Origin of the sequence: Rhizobium sp. R634 (assembly GCF_002211305.1) — a bacterium.
Classification (GTDB): domain Bacteria; phylum Pseudomonadota; class Alphaproteobacteria; order Rhizobiales; family Rhizobiaceae; genus Rhizobium.
Map to the genome: position 1 here is coordinate 16,371 of NZ_LOKW01000025.1, position 17,461 is coordinate 33,831.

Below are 17,461 nucleotides of genomic sequence, written 5' to 3' on the forward strand. Positions count from 1 at the left end.
CCTTATTTTCCCTTTATGGAAACGGCGGAACAGGAGTTCGCTCGATGCCGGCTTCGCGGAAATCAGGCAAGGTGTTCTATATGCTGAAGCCCGTTCGCGAGGGGCTGCCGCCCTTCTCGGATATCCGGCTTCCCGATGGCACGATCATTCGCCGCGTCGATGTGGCCATTCATAAAAGAGCGCTTTCCAATGCGGCCAAGGCGTTGAAAGAAAGGCTGGACCGATGATCCACGAATTCCTTGCCGGCAATGAGAATTCGCAGCTGCGCGCCAATGGGATCAATGCCGGTGACATCACCGAGGCCGTGCTGGAATTCTATATCGAAGGCGAGGACGACCTGATCGGACTGCTCGCTTACGCACTTTACGAGCGGCAGAAGCGCGATTTCGTGCTCAGCTACCGCAAGCGCAATGCCGGCCGCTCGCCCAATGAAGCGGAACTTGCCGCCGTCAGCAGCAATTATCTCTCGACCGACCTGCGCAATACGCTGCGCGACCGCGCCTCGCAGATCCTTTCGAGCTATGCCGAGACCTATGTCGAGGCGATGGAGCCGGAAATCCGGCTCGCCGCGGTCAACAGCGCGGCGCTACGCGAAATGAGCGACATCCAAAAATCGATGAAGAAGCGGCTGGGCTTCTGGCGCCAGGTGCGTTCCGGTTTCACGGTCATCCTGCTCCTTCTTCTGCTTTTCGGCGCGGCCACCATTGCCGCTGTCTTTTTTCGCTCGGATATCGTAGATGCGTGGAATGCGCTGATGGTACCGACCACTTTACGGACGTAAGACGACATGATCCTTTTTCCCGCGATCGACCTGAAGGGCGGCCAATGCGTCCGCCTGAAGCTCGGCGACATGCAGCAGGCGACGGTGTACAACACCGATCCGGCCGCCCAGGCGAAATCCTTCGAAGAGCAGGGTTTCGAATGGCTGCATGTGGTCGATCTCGACGGCGCCTTCGCGGGGCATTCGGCCAATGGCGATGCCGTCGAAGCGATCCTGAAGGCAACGAAGAACCCGGTGCAGCTCGGCGGCGGCATTCGCACGCTCGATCATATCGAAGCGTGGCTCGCGCGCGGGCTGCGGCGGGTCATTCTCGGCACCGTCGCGGTCAGAAATCCTGATCTGGTCATCGAGGCCTGCCGGAAATTTCCGGGCCATGTCGCCGTCGGCATCGACGCCAAGGGCGGCAAGGTGGCGGTCGAAGGCTGGGCGGAGGCTTCCGAACTCGGTGTCATCGAGCTCGCCAGGAAGTTCGAAGGCGCCGGCGTCGCCGCGATCATCTATACCGATATCGACCGCGACGGCATTCTTGCCGGCATCAACTGGGCTTCGACCCTGGAGCTTGCCGAGGCCGTCTCCATTCCCGTCATCGCCTCCGGCGGCCTTGCCTCGCTGGACGACGTCAGGCGCATGCTGCAGCCCGATGCGCGAAAGCTCGAGGGCGCGATATCAGGCCGGGCGCTTTATGACGGGCGTATCGACCCAACGGAAGCGCTGGCGCTGATCAAGGCCAGCAGCGCCAAGGAGACCGCGTAATGACCCTCAAGGCCCGTGTCATCCCCTGCCTCGACGTCAAGGACGGCCGTGTCGTCAAGGGCGTCAACTTCCTCAATCTCGTCGATGCCGGCGATCCCGTCGAGGCGGCGAAAGCCTATGACGCGGCCGGCGCCGATGAACTCTGCTTCCTCGACATCACCGCGTCTTCAGACAATCGCGAGACGATCTTCGACGTCGTGTCGCGCACGGCCGACCAGTGCTTCATGCCGCTGACGGTCGGCGGCGGCGTGCGCACCATCGCCGATATCCGCAAGCTGCTGCTTTGCGGCGCCGACAAGGTCTCGATCAATTCGGCGGCCGTCAGCAATCCTGATTTCGTCGCCGAGGCGGCCGACAAGTTCGGCGACCAGTGCATCGTCGTCTCGATCGATGCCAAGCGCCGGCGCACGCAGGCGGTCGGCGGCGACAATCTCAGCGCCTGGGAGATCTATACGCATGGCGGCCGCAACGCGACCGGCATCGACGCCATTGAATTTGCCCAGAAAATGGTGGCGCGCGGCGCCGGCGAACTGCTGGTCACCTCGATGGACCGCGACGGCACCAAGGTCGGCTACGATCTGGAACTGACGCGGGCGATCGCCGATTCGGTGCGCGTGCCGGTCATCGCGTCCGGCGGCGTCGGCGATCTCGACGATCTCGTCGCCGGCGTGAAGGAAGGCCATGCCAATGCCGTGCTCGCCGCCTCGATCTTCCACTTCGGCACCTATTCCGTCGGCGAAGCCAAGCATTATATGGCGAAGTGCGGCATCGACATGCGTCTCGACTGAACCTTGAAAGCGCAGATATGAGCGGATTTTCCCTTTCCGATCTCGAAAGGATCGTCGCGGAGCGGTCGAAAGCCTCGCCGGATCAATCCTGGACGGCCAAGCTTGTGGCCGCCGGCCAGCCGAAAGCTGCAAAGAAGCTCGGCGAAGAGGCGATCGAAGCGGTGATGGCGGCGGTGACCGATGACCGCGACAATCTGACCTATGAAGCCGCCGACGTGCTCTATCATCTCTTGGTCGTATTGCGGATTGCTGAAATACCGTTAGAGAATGTCATGGCCGAACTCGAGCGCAGAACCGCGCAGTCCGGCCTCAAGGAAAAGGCCAGCCGGCAGAGTTCATGAGTATCGCGACTGAGATTATCGGGGTGCCGGAAACGTTGGATCACTTCCAGTCGGAATCCTATTCGCCCTACCATTTCTTCTCTTCCGAACAATGGGCGAAATTTCGAGCCGACACGCCGCTGACGCTGACCAGCGACGAGGTCAAGCGGCTGCGCTCAATGGGCGACCCGATCGATCTCGACGAGGTCCGGCGGATCTATCTTTCGCTGTCGCGCCTGCTGTCGTCGCATGTCGAATCCTCGCAGATGCTTTTCAACCAGCGCAACCGCTTCCTCAGCATGTCGGATGTGACGAAGACGCCCTTCGTCATCGGCATCGCCGGCTCGGTCGCCGTGGGAAAATCGACCACCGCCCGTATCCTGAAGGAGCTCCTCGGGCGCTGGCCCTCCAGCCCGAAGGTCGATCTGATAACCACCGACGGCTTCCTGCACCCGAACGCCGTGCTGCAGCGGGAAAAGCTGATGCAGCGCAAAGGCTTCCCGGAGAGCTACGACACCGGCGCGATCCTGCGCTTCCTCTCCGCGATCAAGGCGGGGCAGCCGGATGTGAGGGCGCCCTGTTATTCGCACCTCGTCTATGACGTGCTGCCGGACGAATACAAGATCGTCGACCGGCCCGACATCCTGATCTTCGAAGGCATCAACGTGCTGCAGTCGCGCGACCTGCCGGCCGACGGCAAGATCGTGCCGATGGTTTCCGACTTTTTCGATTTCTCGATCTATATCGATGCTGCGGAAAGCCAGATCCATAACTGGTATGTGACGCGCTTCATGCGGCTGCGCGAAACCGCCTTCCGCGATCCCAATTCCTATTTCCATCGCTACGCGTCGATCACCGATGCGGAGGCGCTCGAAATTGCCGAAGATCTCTGGACGAACATCAACCTGAAGAACCTGCGGCAGAACATCCTGCCGACGCGGCCGCGCGCCGATCTGATCCTGAAAAAGGGCAAGGATCACCTGATCGAACAGGTCGCGCTGCGGAAACTATAGAGCGTGTCGCGCAAAAGTGTGCGCGGTTTTGCGATAACGACACGCGTAAAAATAAAGACCTAAAGCACGGGGAGCGAATCTGAAAGATCGCGACGTGCTTTAGAAGGCGATTGATTTCAAGGATTGACGCGGCGCAGCGTCAGATTGATGCGGCCGCCATGCTTCAGCAGCGTCGACGTCGCCGGATGGATGCGGTCGACACCATGGAAACAGAGCCTCCCCTCGCCGCCAAGGACGACCAGATCGCCGCTCGACAGCTTGAAAGATAGCGTGCGATCATTACGGCTGAGGCCGCCGACGCGGAAGAGGCAGCTGTTGCCGAGCGAGATCGAAACGACGGGCGCCTGCAAATCCGTCTCATCCTTATCCTGATGCAGGCCCATGCGGGCATCGTCGGAATAGAAATTGACGAGACAGGCTTCCGGCGGCTTCTCGTAGCCCGAGACGTCATTCCAGATGTCGAGCAGGAGCTGCGGCAGATCGGGCCAGGGCTTGCCGGTTGCCGGGTGCGCCGGCTGATAACGATAGCCGCGCTCCTTGTCCGTTACCCAGCCGAGCGGCCCGCAATTGGTCATCCTGACCGACATCGGCTTGCCGGTGCCGGGCATGACGGGCACGAAAAGCGGCGCCTCGGCAACGACGGCGCGGATCACCTCGACCAATTCTTCCTGACGCGCCCGGTCGAGATAGCCGGGGAGATGGCGGATGCCGTTCAGAAGACCGGGCATGTCATTCGCCGCCGCCGGGGCGGCCGCGCATTTTCTTGACTTCGGACCGACCGGATTTTTCTTTCAGGCGCCGCTCGACCGAACCCTTGGTCGGTTTGGTCTTCTTGCGTGGCGGCGGTGGCGGCTTGGCCGCTTCCAGAATCAATTCCTTCAGCCGCTCGCGCGCATCCTCGCGGTTGCGGTCCTGGCTGCGAAAGCGGCTCGCCTCGATCATCAGCACGCCCTCCTTCGACATACGCCGGCCGGCAAGCCTGATGGCATTGGCCTTGACACGATCATTGAGGGAGGGCGAGTTCGGGATGTTGAAAAACAGCTGGACCGCGGTCGAGACTTTGTTGACGTTCTGCCCGCCCGGGCCGCCCGCCAGAACGAATTGTTCCGTCAGTTCCCATCCTGATATGGTGATCCTGTCATCGATATAGAGCGCGTCGCTGGCCATGCGGCGTTCTATCTCATATCAGCCGCCAATTGAAAACATCGGCTTCGCAAGCAAAACCCGGCAATCCTTAGATGCCGGGTTTCACGTGAGTCAAAGACCCTTTTTCTTATTCGGCTGCGACCTTTACGCCCGGGGCAGCATCGCGGACGCCGCCGTCGACGTGGTTCTCGAACTTGGCGAAGTTGGCGATGAACATCGAGACCAGCTTTTCGGCCTGGGCGTCATAGGCTGCCTTGTCGGCCCAGGTCGAGCGCGGGTCGAGAATGCCGCCGTCGACGCCGTTGACGGAGACCGGCACGGCAAAGCCGAAATTCGGATCCGCGCGGAATTCGACCTGGCCGAGTTCGCCGCTCAGCGCAGCGGCGAGAAGCGCGCGCGTCGCCTTGATCGGCATGCGCTTGCCGGTGCCGTAGGCGCCGCCGGTCCAGCCGGTATTGACCAGCCAGCAGCTGACGCCGTGACGGCTGATCAGATCCTTCAGCAGGTTGCCGTATTCTGCCGGATGCCGCGGCATGAAGGGCGCGCCGAAGCAGGTGGAGAAGGTCGCTTCCGGCTCGACGACACCCTTTTCGGTGCCGGCTACCTTGGCGGTGTAGCCGGAGAGGAAGTGGTACATGGCCTGATCGGGGGTCAGGCGCGCAATCGGCGGCATGACGCCGAAGGCATCGGCCGTCAGCATGATGATCGTCTTCGGATGGCCGGCGCGGCCGGTTTCCGAGGCGTTCGGGATGAAATGCATCGGATAGGCGCAGCGGGTGTTTTCCGTCAGCGAACCGTCGTCGAAATTCGGCTCGCGGCGGTCGTTCAGCACCACGTTTTCGAGCACGGTGCCGAAGCGCTGCGTCGTTGCGTAGATTTCCGGCTCGGCCTCGGCCGAAAGACGGATGGTCTTGGCGTAGCAGCCGCCTTCGAAATTGAAGATGCCGTTTTCGCTCCAGCCGTGTTCGTCATCGCCGATCAGCGTGCGTGCCGGATCGGCCGAAAGCGTCGTCTTGCCGGTGCCGGAAAGGCCGAAGAAGACTGCCGCATCGCCATCCGGGCCGACATTGGCCGAGCAGTGCATCGGCATCACGCCCTTGGCCGGCAGCAGGTAATTGAGCACGGTGAAGACCGACTTCTTCATTTCGCCGGCATAGGATGTGCCGCCGATGAGTACGAGACCGTTGGTGAGATCGCAGGCGATCACCGTTTCGGTGCGGCAGCCGTGGCGGGCCGGATCGGCCTTGAAGCTCGGCAGGTCGATGATCGTCAGCTTCGGCACGAAGGTCGCGAGCGCCGCCGTCTCCGGACGGATCAGGAGATTGCGGATGAACAGCGAATGCCAGGCGAACTCGGTGACGACGCGGGTCGGCAGGGCATGGCCTTCCTCGGCGCCGCCGACGAGATCCTGAACGAAAAGATCCTTGCCCGCGGCATGGGCCAGCATATCGGCGCGCAGCAGGGCGAAATGTTCAGGCGAGAGCGGCTTGTTGTTGTCCCACCAGATTTCGCCGTCGGTATTGGCGTCGCGAACAACGAACTTGTCGCGCGGCGAACGGCCGGTGTGCTGGCCGGTGAGAGCCCGGAGCGCGCCCTGAGCGGTCAGTTCGGCTTCACCCCGGCGGATCGATTCCTCATAGAGCGCGGCGGCGGAAAAGTTATAGCGAACGCTGGCTGCGCTGCCCAATCCAACCGTTGCAAGCTCCGTTGCCGGGTTATGAACTCCGAACTTTTCCATGGCTAGTTCCCTTTGCTCAGGCTCGTTGCCGTTAAAACTAAGGGCGAAAATACGGGGAGAAATTTTAAAAGACAAGAGACCGAAATTGAGAAAATTCAGTAATATCAAACAATTAATCGATTTAAATTTCCGCCGTTATTTTTAAATCGTTTGAATGCACCGCGTTGCAACATTTGGATGCACGACTTTGAGTTGCCGGCGAATTTTAAGACAATCCTCCCCTTTATCTTTGCCACAATTTGTTCCACCTTTATCCTCCATAAGCGCATCCGGTCACTGAGACCGCCTGGGGACGACGAAAATCCGGGAGATTGCGCACCGATGATGGAGACCAACACCATGCCGACAATCGCGCTCGTTGACGACGACCGCAACATCCTCACCTCGGTGTCGATCGCACTGGAGGCCGAAGGATATAAGGTCGAGACCTATACGGACGGTGCCTCAGCGCTCGACGGCCTTCTGGCGCGACCGCCGCAGCTTGCGATCTTCGATATCAAGATGCCGCGCATGGACGGCATGGAACTGTTGCGCCGTCTGCGGCAGAAATCGGATATTCCGGTCATCTTCCTTACCTCCAAGGATGAGGAGATTGACGAACTCTTCGGCCTGAAGATGGGTGCGGACGATTTCATCACCAAGCCTTTCTCGCAGCGCCTGCTGGTGGAGCGCGTGCGCGCCGTCCTGCGCCGCGCCTCGAGCCGCGAAGCCGCGGCTGCCGGCGGCACGAGCCCGAGCGGCGCACCAAAGGCCGGCGCCGTGCAGCAGGCCCGCTCGCTGGAGCGCGGACAGCTGGTCATGGACCAGGAACGCCATACCTGCACCTGGAAGGGCGAGGCCGTGACGTTGACGGTGACCGAGTTCCTGATTTTGCATTCGCTGGCGCAGCGCCCGGGCGTCGTGAAAAGCCGCGATGCGCTGATGGATGCAGCCTATGACGAACAGGTTTATGTCGACGATCGGACCATCGACAGCCACATCAAGCGGCTGCGCAAGAAATTCAAGATGGTCGATACCGATTTTGATATGATTGAAACGCTCTACGGAGTGGGATACCGCTTCCGCGAAGCAGCCTGAGCCCAGCGGGCGCGGCGCGAGAGAACGTTCAGGGCTGCGGGCCGGTTCATCCGGCCCCGCCCTTTGAAAGGGCCTGTCATTGGCACAGTTGGTGCAGGAAAGGGATCTGGACGATGCGGAGGGCGTGAGCACCCGTCGCGTCCGAGGCCGCCGTTGGTCGCATCCCTTCACGCTGATCCGCCGCATCTTCGGCAACGCCGTGTTTTCGAGCCTGACGCGGCGCATCCTGTTCTTCAATCTGGTCGCGCTGGTCGTGCTCGTCGGCGGCATCCTCTATCTCAATCAGTTTCGCGAAGGCTTGATCGACGCCCGCGCCGAAAGCCTGTTGACGCAGGGCGAGATCATCGCCGGCGCCGTCTCAGCCTCCGCGTCGGTCGATACGAACTCGATCACCATCGATCCGCAAAAGCTGCTCGAGCTGCAGGCCGGCCAGAGCATCACGCCGGTGCCGAACGACGAGGATCTCGAATTCCCGATCGATCCCGAGAAGGTCGCCCCGGTCCTGCGCCGGCTGATCTCTCCGACGCGCACGCGCGCGCGCATCTTCGATGCCGACGCCAATCTGCTGCTCGATTCGCGCCACCTCTATTCGCGCGGCCAGGTGCTGCGCTTCGACCTGCCGCCGGTCGAGGAAGAGAAGCAGACCTGGAGCGATTGGTTCGTGACGCTGTTCAACAAGGCGCTGCAGCCGGGCAATCTGCCGCTCTATAAGGAAGCGCCAGGCGGCGACGGTTCGATCTATCCCGAAGTCATGAACGCGCTGACCGGCGTGCGCGGCGCGGTCGTGCGCACAACGGAAAAAGGCGAACTCATCGTTTCTGTCGCGGTGCCGATCCAGCGCTTCCGCGCCGTGCTCGGCGTGCTGCTCTTGTCGACGCAGGCTGGCGATATCGACAATATCGTCCATGCCGAACGGCTCGCCATCATGCGGGTGTTCGGCGTGGCGACGCTCGTCAACGTGCTGCTTTCACTAGTGCTGTCGTCGACCATCGCCAACCCGCTTCGCCGTCTTTCGGCAGCGGCGATCCGGGTGCGCCGCGGCGCCAAAACGCGCGAGGAGATTCCCGACTTCTCCGCCCGCCAGGATGAAATCGGCAATCTTTCCATTGCGCTCCGCGAAATGACGACGGCGCTTTACGACCGCATCGATGCGATCGAAAGCTTTGCGGCCGATGTCAGCCACGAGCTCAAGAACCCGCTGACCTCGCTGCGCAGCGCCGTCGAAACGCTGCCGCTCGCCAAATCCGAGGATTCCAAGAAACGGCTGCTCGACGTCATCCAGCACGATGTGCGCCGCCTCGACCGGCTGATCAGCGATATTTCCGACGCCTCGCGCCTCGATGCCGAACTTGCGCGCGTCGATGCCGGCTCCGTCGACATGGAAGTGCTGCTGCGCGACCTGATCGACGTGTCCCGCCAGATCAGGGGCAGCAAGAAGCAGGTGGAGATCGAATATGCGATCGAACGCAAGCCGAACATCAAGACGCGCTTCGTCGTCAACGGCCACGACCTGCGCATCGGCCAGATCATAACCAACCTGATCGAGAATGCCCGCTCCTTCGTGCCTGAGAAGGGCGGCAAGATCACCGTGCGGCTGGTGCGCACACGCTCGCGCTGCGTCACTACCATCGAGGACAACGGTCCCGGCATCCAGGCGGAGAATATCGACCGGATCTTCGAGCGCTTCTATACGGACCGCCCGGAATCGGAAGGTTTTGGCCAGAATTCCGGCCTTGGCCTGTCGATCAGCCGGCAGATTGCTGAAGCCCATGGCGGTTCGCTGAGGGCGGAAAACATCACCGACGGCGAGAACGGACGCATAATCGGCGCGCGCTTCATCCTCGCACTTCCCCTTAACGCCGCCGCATGAGCGAGGCTCCCAACATCCATGCGACGGCGATCGTCGTGGGCAGGACGGGGCTCCTGTTCAGCGGGCCTTCCGGCTGGGGGAAATCGATGCTGGCCTTTACCTGCATGAGCGAGGCCCGCCGGCTCGGCCTCTTCACGGCGCTGGTCGCAGACGACCAGGTGCTTCTCTCGGAAGAGAGCGGCTCGGTGATTGCCTCGTGCCCGCCGTCGATCGCCGGGCTGATCGAGCTTCGCGGCACCGGCATCGTCCGGCAGGATCACGTCCCGCAGGCAATCATGCATTATGCCGTCCTGCCCGGCAGCGCGTCCGGTGAAAACCGCGTCCCTCCCGAGGGCGAAATCGTCAGTCTCGCTCCCGGTTTTTCGCTTCCCGCATTGCGGTTGCTCACAAACATCCCCTCGCCGCTCGCGGTCCTGATGGCGAAAGCGCCGGATATCGGGTGCTGAAGGCTTCCGGATTGATCAATCCGCCTTATATATTTGCATTTTTATCTTGCACTTCGGCTTTTCATCGCCAAGATGTGCCGCCACCGGTGGACGTAATTGCTGCATTGCGATATCTCAGCCACCGTTTGCGGATATGGGAGCAGTAATATCATGATCGGACTTGTGCTTGTCACTCATGGCAAGCTGGCTGAAGAGTTTCGTCATGCTGTCGAGCACGTCGTCGGTCCTCAGAAATTCATCGAGACGGTCTGTATTGGCCCCGAAGACGACATGGACCAGAGACGGCAGGACATTCTGGCAGCCGTTTCCGGTGCAGACGACGGCCATGGCGTCGTCATCCTGACCGACATGTTCGGCGGTACGCCGTCCAATCTCGCAATATCGGTCATGAGCAGCGGCCATACCGAGGTCATTGCCGGCGTCAACCTACCGATGCTCATCAAGCTCGCCGGCGTGCGCGGCGAGAACAACATGGAGAAAGCGCTGGTGGAGGCTTCCGAAGCCGGGCGGAAATACATCAATGTCGCGAGCCGTGTGCTCAGCGGAAAATAACGGGCCTTCATGACGTCGCTTTCCCGGGAACTCCTCATCATCAACAAGCGCGGTCTTCACGCGCGCGCCTCCGCCAAATTCGTGCAGATGGTCGAGAATTTCGATGCCGCCATCACCGTTTCCAAGGATGGAATGACGGTCGGCGGCACCTCGATCATGGGCCTCATGATGCTTGCGGCAAGCCCTGGTTCGAGCGTTCTCGTCTCGGCAAGTGGCAGCCAGGCCGCCGAGGCGCTGGAGGCGCTGGATCAGCTAATCCAGAACAAGTTCGGCGAAGAAATGTGAGCTCATAGCGCCGCGCTTCTTTTGAGACGCGCAAGGGACGCTGTAGCACGTTTTGATTGCTGCATAATTCATCCTCAAATCAATTCCGATTGAAGGAATTATGCAGCGGGCAGAGATCATATAAACATATAAAGACTTCTTTATATCCTTATTGCCATCCCCTGCGAAGCCTGCTAAACGGCGAGCATGCCGTGCGCTTGCTTGCGCCTGCGCCAATTTTTGAGACGTTTTTCAGCCTGGAGACCTCTATGAGCACTGAAAAAGATTATGTCGTCGCCGATATCGGGCTTGCGGATTTCGGCCGCAAGGAAATTACGATCGCCGAAACCGAAATGCCGGGCCTGATGTCCTGCCGCGCCGAATTCGGCCAGGCAAAGCCGCTGAAGGGCGCGCGCATCACCGGCTCGCTACACATGACCATCCAGACGGCCGTGCTGATCGAGACGCTGGTGGCACTCGGCGCCGAAGTCCGTTGGGCCTCCTGCAACATCTTCTCGACGCAGGACCATGCCGCTGCCGCGATCGCCGCTGCCGGCGTTCCGGTCTTCGCCATCAAGGGCGAGTCGCTCGAGGATTACTGGGTCTATACCGACAAGATCTTCCAGTGGGCCGATGGCGGCCTGTCCAACATGATCCTCGATGACGGCGGCGACGCCACCATGTACATCCTGCTCGGCGCCCGCGCCGAAGCGGGCGAGGACGTGCTTTCCAACCCGCATTCCGAAGAAGAGGAAATCCTCTTCGCCCAGATCAAGAAGCGCCTTGCCGCTTCGCCCGGCTGGTTCACCAAGCAGCGCGACGCCATCAAGGGCGTTACCGAGGAAACCACGACCGGCGTCAACCGCCTCTACCAGCTCAGCCAGAAGGGCCTGCTGCCCTTCCCGGCGATCAACGTCAACGATTCCGTCACCAAGTCGAAGTTCGACAACAAGTACGGCTGCAAGGAATCGCTGGTCGACGGCATCCGCCGCGGCACCGACGTTATGATGGCCGGCAAGGTTGCCGTCGTCTGCGGTTACGGCGACGTCGGCAAGGGTTCTGCCGCTTCGCTTTCCGGCGCCGGCGCCCGCGTCAAGGTGACCGAAGCCGATCCGATCTGCGCCCTGCAGGCCGCCATGGACGGTTACGAAGTGGTTCTGCTCGAGGATGTCGTTTCCTCGGCCGATATCTTCATCACCACCACGGGCAACAAGGACGTCATCCGCATCGACCACATGCGGGAGATGAAGGATATGGCGATCGTCGGCAATATCGGCCACTTCGACAATGAAATCGAAGTCGCCGCCCTGCGGAACCTCAAGTGGACGAACGTCAAGCCGCAGGTCGACCTGATCGAATTCCCGAAGGGCAACCGCATCATCCTGCTCTCCGAAGGCCGCCTGCTCAACCTCGGCAACGCGACGGGCCATCCGTCCTTCGTCATGTCGGCTTCCTTCACCAACCAGACGCTGGCGCAGATCGAGCTTTTCACCAAGCCCGGCCAGTACGAGAACAAGGTCTACATCCTGCCGAAGCACCTCGACGAGAAGGTCGCGCGCCTGCATCTCGACAAGCTCGGTGTGAAGCTGACTCAGCTTAGCGAAGAGCAGGCTGCCTATATCGGCGTCTCGCCGAAGGGCCCGTTCAAGTCCGACCACTACAGATATTGATCTCATCATCAATATCCACAAGATGTAGAAGCCGCAGCATTGACAAATGCCGCGGCTTATTTTTTGGACGCTCCCTTCCCGCCGATTCCCTTCCGAAGTATTGTTTTAAGACTTGATTCGTGGCGTCGGACCCGATCCGTCCGCCCCGAAAATGGGATGTCTTGTCGTAATGCGGCACATTGAAGGACGGAGACATACCGCGGATGTCGAAAATGAAAAACAGCCTGCCCCGTCAGGCGGATGACGGCGCTCGCGCCGGTCGCCGCCCGTTTACGGCAGGCCAAGGATATAAATCTGCAACGGCGCACGAGGCCGCAAAGCAAGAGCATGGATCATTGGCGCGCTTCCTGAAAACCTGCGCGGCCGGCACAGCGCTTGCCGCGCTGGCGCGGCCGGTTCTGGCACAGACCGAGCAGCAGGCGGCGGCCTCGGCTCATCTCTTCACATCCTCGCAGGTGGTCGGCGTTTCCGTCGTCATCGGCGTCATATCGGCAGCGCTGCTTTCGACGCTGTGGCTCGTGCGCCAGCGCGGCAATCTGGAAAGCGAGAGCCGCGAAATCCGCTCGGCGCTTTCCGATGCACAGCAGCGCATTTCGCAATACCAGGCGCTGATTGCCGACAAGAACCGGCGGATCGTCATCTGGGACGGCAATACGCGCCCCGAGCTTCTCGGCCAGCTTCCGCCGGAAACCGGCGCACCGCAGGACGGCGAGTTCCTGGCCTTCGGCCTGTGGCTGAAATCACGCTCGGCCGCCGACCTGGAAAAGGCGATCGACCGGCTGCGTGACGGCGCACAGAGCTTCGACATGGTGGTCGAAACTATTCGCGACGAAGTCCTCGAGGCGCAGGGCCGGGTTTCCGGCGGGCGCGCCTTCGTTCGCTTCGTAGCGCTCAACAATCTGCGTGCCGAACTCGCCGAGCTCAGGATCGAGCGCGACCGGCTGATGACCTCGATCTCGGCCTTCCAGACCATGCTCGACGCAATCGACATGCCGGCCTGGCAGCGCGACCCGGCGGGCCGGCTGACCTGGGTCAACCAGGCTTACGGCGAGGCGGTCGAGGCACGCACGCCGCAGCAGGCGATCAATGAAGGCCGCGAGATGCTGACGACCGTGGCGCGCGAACGCATCCGCGCGACGACGACGCCGGAATCGCCCTTCCACGACACGATCTCGACGGTGGTGCGCGGCAACCGCACATTCTTCGACGTCGTCGACGTCAAGGTTCCCGGCGGCTCGGCCGGCATTGCGGTCGACGTTTCCGATATAGAAGCGGTGCGCGCCGAGCTGGAACGGACGCTGAAGAGCCACGCCGAAACGCTCGATCACCTCGCCACCCCCGTCGCCATTTTCGACGGCGACCGCAGGCTGCAATTCTACAACCAGGCCTTCGTCGCCCTCTGGGAGCTGGATATTGCCTTCCTCGAAGGCCGGCCCGACAATAGCGAGCTGCTTGAGCGGCTGCGCGCGGCCAAGAAGCTGCCGGACCAGCTTAACTGGAAAAGCTGGAAGGAAGCAGCCCTTTCCGTTTACCGCGCGCTCGACACGCAATCCGATCTCTGGCACCTGCCGAACGGGCAGACGCTGCGCGTCTTCGCGACTGCCCACCCGCAGGGCGGCGCCACCTGGGTGTTCGAAAACCTGACCGAACAGGTCGATCTCGAAACCCGCTACAACACGCTGGTCAAGGTGCAGGGCGAAACCATCGACCATCTCTCCGAAGGTGTGGCGGTGTTCGGCCCCGATGGGCGTATTCGCCTGTCGAACCCGGCCTTCCGCGCGCTCTGGGGGATCACGGAGGCCGAAGCCAAGCCCGGCACCCATATCCGCGCGCTCGGCGAGGCCTGCGCGCCCTCCTACGACCGGCCGGACGGCTGGAAGACCTTTGCCGAACTGATCACCAGTTTCGACGACGAACGCCGCTCGGGCCAGGGCACGCTCGAACTCTTTTCCGGCCTCGTGCTCGACTATGCCGTCATCCCGCTGCCGAATGCGCAGACCATGCTGACCTTCGTCAACATGACGGACAGCGTACGCGCCGAGCGGGCGCTGACCGAGAAAAACGAAGCGCTGCGCAAGGCCGACGAGCTGAAGAACGATTTCGTGCAGCACGTATCCTACGAGCTGCGCTCGCCGCTGACGAACATCATCGGCTTCACCGACCTGCTGCGCACGCAGGGCGTCGGACCGCTGAACGAGCGGCAGGCCGAATATATCGACCACATCTCGACCTCGTCCTCGGTTCTGCTGACGCTCGTCAACGATATTCTCGACCTGGCGACCGTCGATGCCGGCATCATGCGGCTGAACTATGCGGAGATCGATCTCAACGACCTGCTCGACGACGTCTCGATGCAGATCGCCGATCGCCTTCATGAGAGCGGCGTGGCGCTCGAAATCACCGCGCCGGCCTATCTCGGCTCGATCGTCGCCGATCCGCAGCGGCTGAAGCAAATCCTGCTGAAACTGCTTTCCAATGCCGCGAATTTCTCGCCCGAGGGCACTTCGATCTCGCTGGAATGCCGCCGCGAAGGCACCGATTTCGTCTTCGCCGTCAGGGATAACGGCCCCGGCATCTCCCCCGACATGATCGCGACCGTCTTCGACCGCTTTGCGACGGGAGCAAAAAGCGGTAAACGCGGCGGCGCCGGCCTCGGCCTCTCGATCGTCGACAGTTTCGTCAGCCTGCATCATGGCGACGTGACGATCGACAGCGAACCGGGCAAGGGCACGACGGTGGTCTGCCGCATCCCTTCGGTCGATATCCCGCATTCCGCCGCCGCCGAATGACGACCGGCGACGCGATCTCGCTTTTCCTGAAGGACGAGGCGGCCACCATTCGCTTCGGAGAAGATCTGGCGCTCGCCCTGAAGGCCGGCGATTGCCTGGCGCTCTCGGGCGATCTCGGCGCCGGAAAATCCTCGCTCGCACGCGCCATCCTGCGCGCCATGGCCGATGACGAGGGTCTGGAGGTTCCAAGCCCGACCTTCACGCTGGTGCAATCCTACGATCTCAGAATCCCCGTTTCGCACTTCGATCTCTACCGGCTGGGCGACCCGGCCGAACTGACAGAACTCGGTTTCGACGAGGCACTGCAGAACGGCATCTGCCTGGTCGAATGGCCCGAGATGGCGCAAGGCGAATTGCCTGAAACACGCATCTCGCTGCGGCTCGACCATGAAGGCGCCGGCCGCCGCGCGACGATTGCGGCGGCTGAAAAAACCGCGGCCCGTATCCGCCGCGTGCTTGATATCCGCAGCTTCCTTGCCGATGCCGGCTATGGGGAAGCCAGGCGGCGGTTTCTGATTGGCGATGCGTCGCTGCGCGCCTATGAATCCGTCTATCCAAAAAAGGGAAAACGCAAGATCCTGATGGACTGGCCGCCGCTGCCGGACGGGCCGCCGGTGCTGGACGGCAAGCCTTACCCCAAGGTCGCCCATCTCGCGGAAAACGCCTATCCTTTCGTGGCGATCGCCAATGCTTTGCGCGAACGCGGCTTTGCCGCGCCGGAGATCTACAAGGTCGATTACGAGCGGGGCATCCTGCTGATCGAGGACCTTGGCAGCGAAGGCGTGCTCGATGAAGCCGGGCGGCCGATCGCCGAGCGTTACCGGCAAAGCGTCGCCTGCCTTGCGCATCTTCATTCCATGCAGTTTCCGAGGGATATCCCGGTCTCAGCCACGCATACGCATCACATTCCCGACTTCGACCGCACGGCGATGAAGATGGAAGTGCGGCTGGTGCTCGACTGGCATATTGCCTGGAAGCGCGGCACGCCGCCGACGGATGCCGAGCGCGAGGAATATCTCGCGATCTGGGACGATCTGATCGACGAGCTGAAATCAGCTGAAATCAATCTGCTGCTTCGCGACTTCCATTCGCCGAATATCATCTGGCGCGGGCATGAAAGCGGCGTCCGCAAGATCGGCATCATCGACTTCCAGGATTCGATGATCGGGCCGACCGCCTATGACCTTGCCTCCATCGTCCAGGATGCGCGCGTCACCATCGAACCGGATCTTTTCAGGCAGCTGATGGACGATTACCTGACGATCCGTCGGGCGCAGGCGGGCTTCGACGAAGCCGAATTCATGAAGGCCTGGGCCATCATGTCGGCGCAGCGCAATTGCAAGCTTGCCGGTCTCTGGGTGCGGCTGTTGCAGCGTGACGGCAAGTCCGGCTATCTCAAACATATGCCGCGAACGCTTGCCTATCTCCGGGTCGCGCTCGAGCACGAAACGCTTGCCCCCTTGCGCGATTGGTGCGCAAGGGCTGGAATAGGCCAAAGCGAATCATAAGTTCCGGATCAGCATGACGATCAGACAAGCCATGGTACTGGCCGCGGGTCTCGGGACCCGTATGCGCCCGATCACCGACACGATCCCGAAGCCGCTGGTGAAGATCGACGGCAAACCGATGATCGACTATGCGCTGGATTCGCTCGTCGCTGCCGGCGTCGAACGGGCCGTCGTCAACGTCCACCATCACGCCGGCCAGATGCTCGACCATCTTGGGAAATATCGCGGCCTCGACATCGTCATATCAGACGAGCGGGAGGCGCTGTTGAATTCCGGCGGCGGGCTGGCGAAGGGCCTGACGCTGCTCGGCCGCGATAACCTCTTCGTCATGAACGCTGATCTCTTCTGGATCGGTGAAAAGCCGGGGCGGCCGACGAATCTCCAACGCTTAGCCGGATTCTTCGATGCCGCGCGCATGGACATGGCGCTGCTCTGCGTCCGGATTGAGGATACGACCGGTCATAACGGCAAGAATGATTTCAGCCTTGCCGCGGACGGCCAGCTGACCCGGTATCGCGACGATCCGTCCAATCCCGTCGTCTATGCCGGGGCGATTGTCATGAACCCGGCGCTGTTCGACGATGCGCCACAGGATGCCTTCAACCTCAATATCTATTTCGACCAGGCGATCGCGCGCGGCCGGCTGTTCGGCATGGTGCTCGAAGGCCATTGGCTGACTGTGGGCACACCGGAGGCGATCGGCGAAGCGGAGGAAACGATCCGCAGGTTGCGGGCGTTCGCGTGAG

The 17,461-nt window shown here is 61.6% G+C and carries 18 protein-coding genes; 15 read left to right on the top strand and 3 right to left on the bottom strand.

The features are described from left to right. Positions 1–44 precede the first annotated feature (44 nt). From ATY77_RS23090 to coaA, 6 genes are read left to right on the top strand one after another with little or no spacing between them, the layout of a single operon-like run. A complete protein-coding gene (locus ATY77_RS23090; protein WP_088689011.1) occupies positions 45–227 on the top strand; it encodes a hypothetical protein in 183 nt (60 codons plus the stop codon). After that, on the top strand, positions 224–781 hold the full coding sequence (locus tag ATY77_RS23095) for a hypothetical protein (protein WP_088675355.1): 558 nt from the start codon (positions 224–226) through the stop codon (positions 779–781). Before ATY77_RS23090 ends, ATY77_RS23095 begins: the two co-directional genes overlap by 4 nt. 6 nt (positions 782–787) lie before the next feature. Continuing rightward, positions 788–1,534: a 1-(5-phosphoribosyl)-5-[(5-phosphoribosylamino)methylideneamino]imidazole-4-carboxamide isomerase gene (gene hisA, locus ATY77_RS23100; protein ID WP_088689012.1), complete on the top strand. Its 747-nt coding sequence runs from the start codon at positions 788–790 to the stop codon at positions 1,532–1,534. Continuing rightward, entirely contained in the window at positions 1,534–2,322 is a 789-nt protein-coding gene (hisF, locus tag ATY77_RS23105; protein WP_088689013.1) for an imidazole glycerol phosphate synthase subunit HisF, read from the top strand. The genes hisA and hisF overlap by 1 nt, the downstream gene beginning before the upstream one ends. 17 nt (positions 2,323–2,339) lie before the next feature. After that, a complete protein-coding gene (locus tag ATY77_RS23110) occupies positions 2,340–2,663 on the top strand; it encodes a phosphoribosyl-ATP diphosphatase (RefSeq protein ID WP_088675358.1) in 324 nt (107 codons plus the stop codon). Next, positions 2,660–3,655, top strand: a complete 996-nt coding sequence (gene coaA / locus ATY77_RS23115; protein ID WP_088675359.1) for a type I pantothenate kinase — start codon at positions 2,660–2,662, stop codon at positions 3,653–3,655. Before ATY77_RS23110 ends, coaA begins: the two co-directional genes overlap by 4 nt. Before the next feature lie 116 nt (positions 3,656–3,771). On the opposite strand, the gene ATY77_RS23120 is transcribed toward coaA, so the two are convergent. The 3 genes from ATY77_RS23120 to ATY77_RS23130 all read right to left on the bottom strand — a co-directional run bounded on the left by ATY77_RS23120 (position 3,772) and on the right by ATY77_RS23130 (position 6,539). Further along, the gene (locus ATY77_RS23120) at positions 3,772–4,383 is read right to left on the bottom strand and encodes an alpha-ketoglutarate-dependent dioxygenase AlkB (protein WP_088689014.1); all 612 of its coding nucleotides are present in this window, start codon (positions 4,381–4,383) and stop codon (positions 3,772–3,774) included. 1 nt (position 4,384) lies between these two features. Continuing rightward, the gene (gene arfB / locus ATY77_RS23125; protein ID WP_088689015.1) at positions 4,385–4,822 is read right to left on the bottom strand and encodes an alternative ribosome rescue aminoacyl-tRNA hydrolase ArfB; all 438 of its coding nucleotides are present in this window, start codon (positions 4,820–4,822) and stop codon (positions 4,385–4,387) included. A 106-nt stretch (positions 4,823–4,928) separates the two neighbouring features. Then, a complete protein-coding gene (locus tag ATY77_RS23130; RefSeq protein ID WP_088689016.1) occupies positions 4,929–6,539 on the bottom strand; it encodes a phosphoenolpyruvate carboxykinase in 1,611 nt (536 codons plus the stop codon). Positions 6,540–6,878: 339 nt separating this feature from the next. On the opposite strand from ATY77_RS23130, the gene ATY77_RS23135 reads away from it, so the two are divergent. The 9 genes from ATY77_RS23135 (at position 6,879) to ATY77_RS23175 (ending at position 17,460) form a co-directional block, all read left to right on the top strand. After that, the gene (locus ATY77_RS23135; protein ID WP_189636746.1) at positions 6,879–7,616 is read left to right on the top strand and encodes a response regulator transcription factor; all 738 of its coding nucleotides are present in this window, start codon (positions 6,879–6,881) and stop codon (positions 7,614–7,616) included. A 79-nt stretch (positions 7,617–7,695) separates the two neighbouring features. Beyond that, complete coding sequence (locus ATY77_RS23140) at positions 7,696–9,486, top strand: sensor histidine kinase (protein ID WP_088675364.1); 1,791 nt, start codon at positions 7,696–7,698, stop codon at positions 9,484–9,486. Next, on the top strand, positions 9,483–9,932 hold the full coding sequence (locus ATY77_RS23145) for a serine/threonine protein kinase (protein WP_088689017.1): 450 nt from the start codon (positions 9,483–9,485) through the stop codon (positions 9,930–9,932). Before ATY77_RS23140 ends, ATY77_RS23145 begins: the two co-directional genes overlap by 4 nt. A 150-nt stretch (positions 9,933–10,082) precedes the next feature. Next, complete coding sequence (locus ATY77_RS23150; RefSeq protein WP_088675366.1) at positions 10,083–10,484, top strand: PTS sugar transporter subunit IIA; 402 nt, start codon at positions 10,083–10,085, stop codon at positions 10,482–10,484. 9 nt (positions 10,485–10,493) lie between these two features. Continuing rightward, the gene (locus ATY77_RS23155; RefSeq protein WP_088675367.1) at positions 10,494–10,769 is read left to right on the top strand and encodes an HPr family phosphocarrier protein; all 276 of its coding nucleotides are present in this window, start codon (positions 10,494–10,496) and stop codon (positions 10,767–10,769) included. A 248-nt stretch (positions 10,770–11,017) separates the two neighbouring features. After that, complete coding sequence (gene ahcY, locus ATY77_RS23160) at positions 11,018–12,418, top strand: adenosylhomocysteinase (RefSeq protein ID WP_088675368.1); 1,401 nt, start codon at positions 11,018–11,020, stop codon at positions 12,416–12,418. 203 nt (positions 12,419–12,621) lie between these two features. Next, entirely contained in the window at positions 12,622–15,207 is a 2,586-nt protein-coding gene (locus ATY77_RS23165; RefSeq protein WP_088689018.1) for a PAS domain-containing sensor histidine kinase, read from the top strand. Further along, complete coding sequence (gene tsaE, locus ATY77_RS23170; RefSeq protein WP_088689019.1) at positions 15,204–16,715, top strand: tRNA (adenosine(37)-N6)-threonylcarbamoyltransferase complex ATPase subunit type 1 TsaE; 1,512 nt, start codon at positions 15,204–15,206, stop codon at positions 16,713–16,715. The genes ATY77_RS23165 and tsaE overlap by 4 nt, the downstream gene beginning before the upstream one ends. 13 nt (positions 16,716–16,728) lie before the next feature. Beyond that, positions 16,729–17,460, top strand: a complete 732-nt coding sequence (locus tag ATY77_RS23175) for a nucleotidyltransferase family protein (RefSeq protein ID WP_088689020.1) — start codon at positions 16,729–16,731, stop codon at positions 17,458–17,460. Position 17,461: the final 1 nt, after the last annotated feature.

What these genes read in the sequence shown, in the direction of transcription:
- ATY77_RS23120 (WP_088689014.1), bottom strand. Translation starts at nt 4,383, where the DNA reads ATGCCCGGTCTTCTGAACGGCATCCGCCATCTCCCCGGCTATCTCGAC.
- arfB (WP_088689015.1), bottom strand. Translation starts at nt 4,822, where the DNA reads ATGGCCAGCGACGCGCTCTATATCGATGACAGGATCACCATATCAGGA.
- ATY77_RS23150 (WP_088675366.1), top strand. Translation starts at nt 10,083, where the DNA reads ATGATCGGACTTGTGCTTGTCACTCATGGCAAGCTGGCTGAAGAGTTT.
- ATY77_RS23130 (WP_088689016.1), bottom strand. Translation starts at nt 6,539, where the DNA reads ATGGAAAAGTTCGGAGTTCATAACCCGGCAACGGAGCTTGCAACGGTT.
- ATY77_RS23165 (WP_088689018.1), top strand. Translation starts at nt 12,622, where the DNA reads ATGTCGAAAATGAAAAACAGCCTGCCCCGTCAGGCGGATGACGGCGCT.
- ATY77_RS23110 (WP_088675358.1), top strand. Translation starts at nt 2,340, where the DNA reads ATGAGCGGATTTTCCCTTTCCGATCTCGAAAGGATCGTCGCGGAGCGG.
- ahcY (WP_088675368.1), top strand. Translation starts at nt 11,018, where the DNA reads ATGAGCACTGAAAAAGATTATGTCGTCGCCGATATCGGGCTTGCGGAT.
- ATY77_RS23175 (WP_088689020.1), top strand. Translation starts at nt 16,729, where the DNA reads ATGACGATCAGACAAGCCATGGTACTGGCCGCGGGTCTCGGGACCCGT.
- hisF (WP_088689013.1), top strand. Translation starts at nt 1,534, where the DNA reads ATGACCCTCAAGGCCCGTGTCATCCCCTGCCTCGACGTCAAGGACGGC.
- hisA (WP_088689012.1), top strand. Translation starts at nt 788, where the DNA reads ATGATCCTTTTTCCCGCGATCGACCTGAAGGGCGGCCAATGCGTCCGC.
- ATY77_RS23090 (WP_088689011.1), top strand. Translation starts at nt 45, where the DNA reads ATGCCGGCTTCGCGGAAATCAGGCAAGGTGTTCTATATGCTGAAGCCC.
- ATY77_RS23095 (WP_088675355.1), top strand. Translation starts at nt 224, where the DNA reads ATGATCCACGAATTCCTTGCCGGCAATGAGAATTCGCAGCTGCGCGCC.
- ATY77_RS23155 (WP_088675367.1), top strand. Translation starts at nt 10,494, where the DNA reads ATGACGTCGCTTTCCCGGGAACTCCTCATCATCAACAAGCGCGGTCTT.
- ATY77_RS23135 (WP_189636746.1), top strand. Translation starts at nt 6,879, where the DNA reads ATGCCGACAATCGCGCTCGTTGACGACGACCGCAACATCCTCACCTCG.
- ATY77_RS23145 (WP_088689017.1), top strand. Translation starts at nt 9,483, where the DNA reads ATGAGCGAGGCTCCCAACATCCATGCGACGGCGATCGTCGTGGGCAGG.
- coaA (WP_088675359.1), top strand. Translation starts at nt 2,660, where the DNA reads ATGAGTATCGCGACTGAGATTATCGGGGTGCCGGAAACGTTGGATCAC.
- tsaE (WP_088689019.1), top strand. Translation starts at nt 15,204, where the DNA reads ATGACGACCGGCGACGCGATCTCGCTTTTCCTGAAGGACGAGGCGGCC.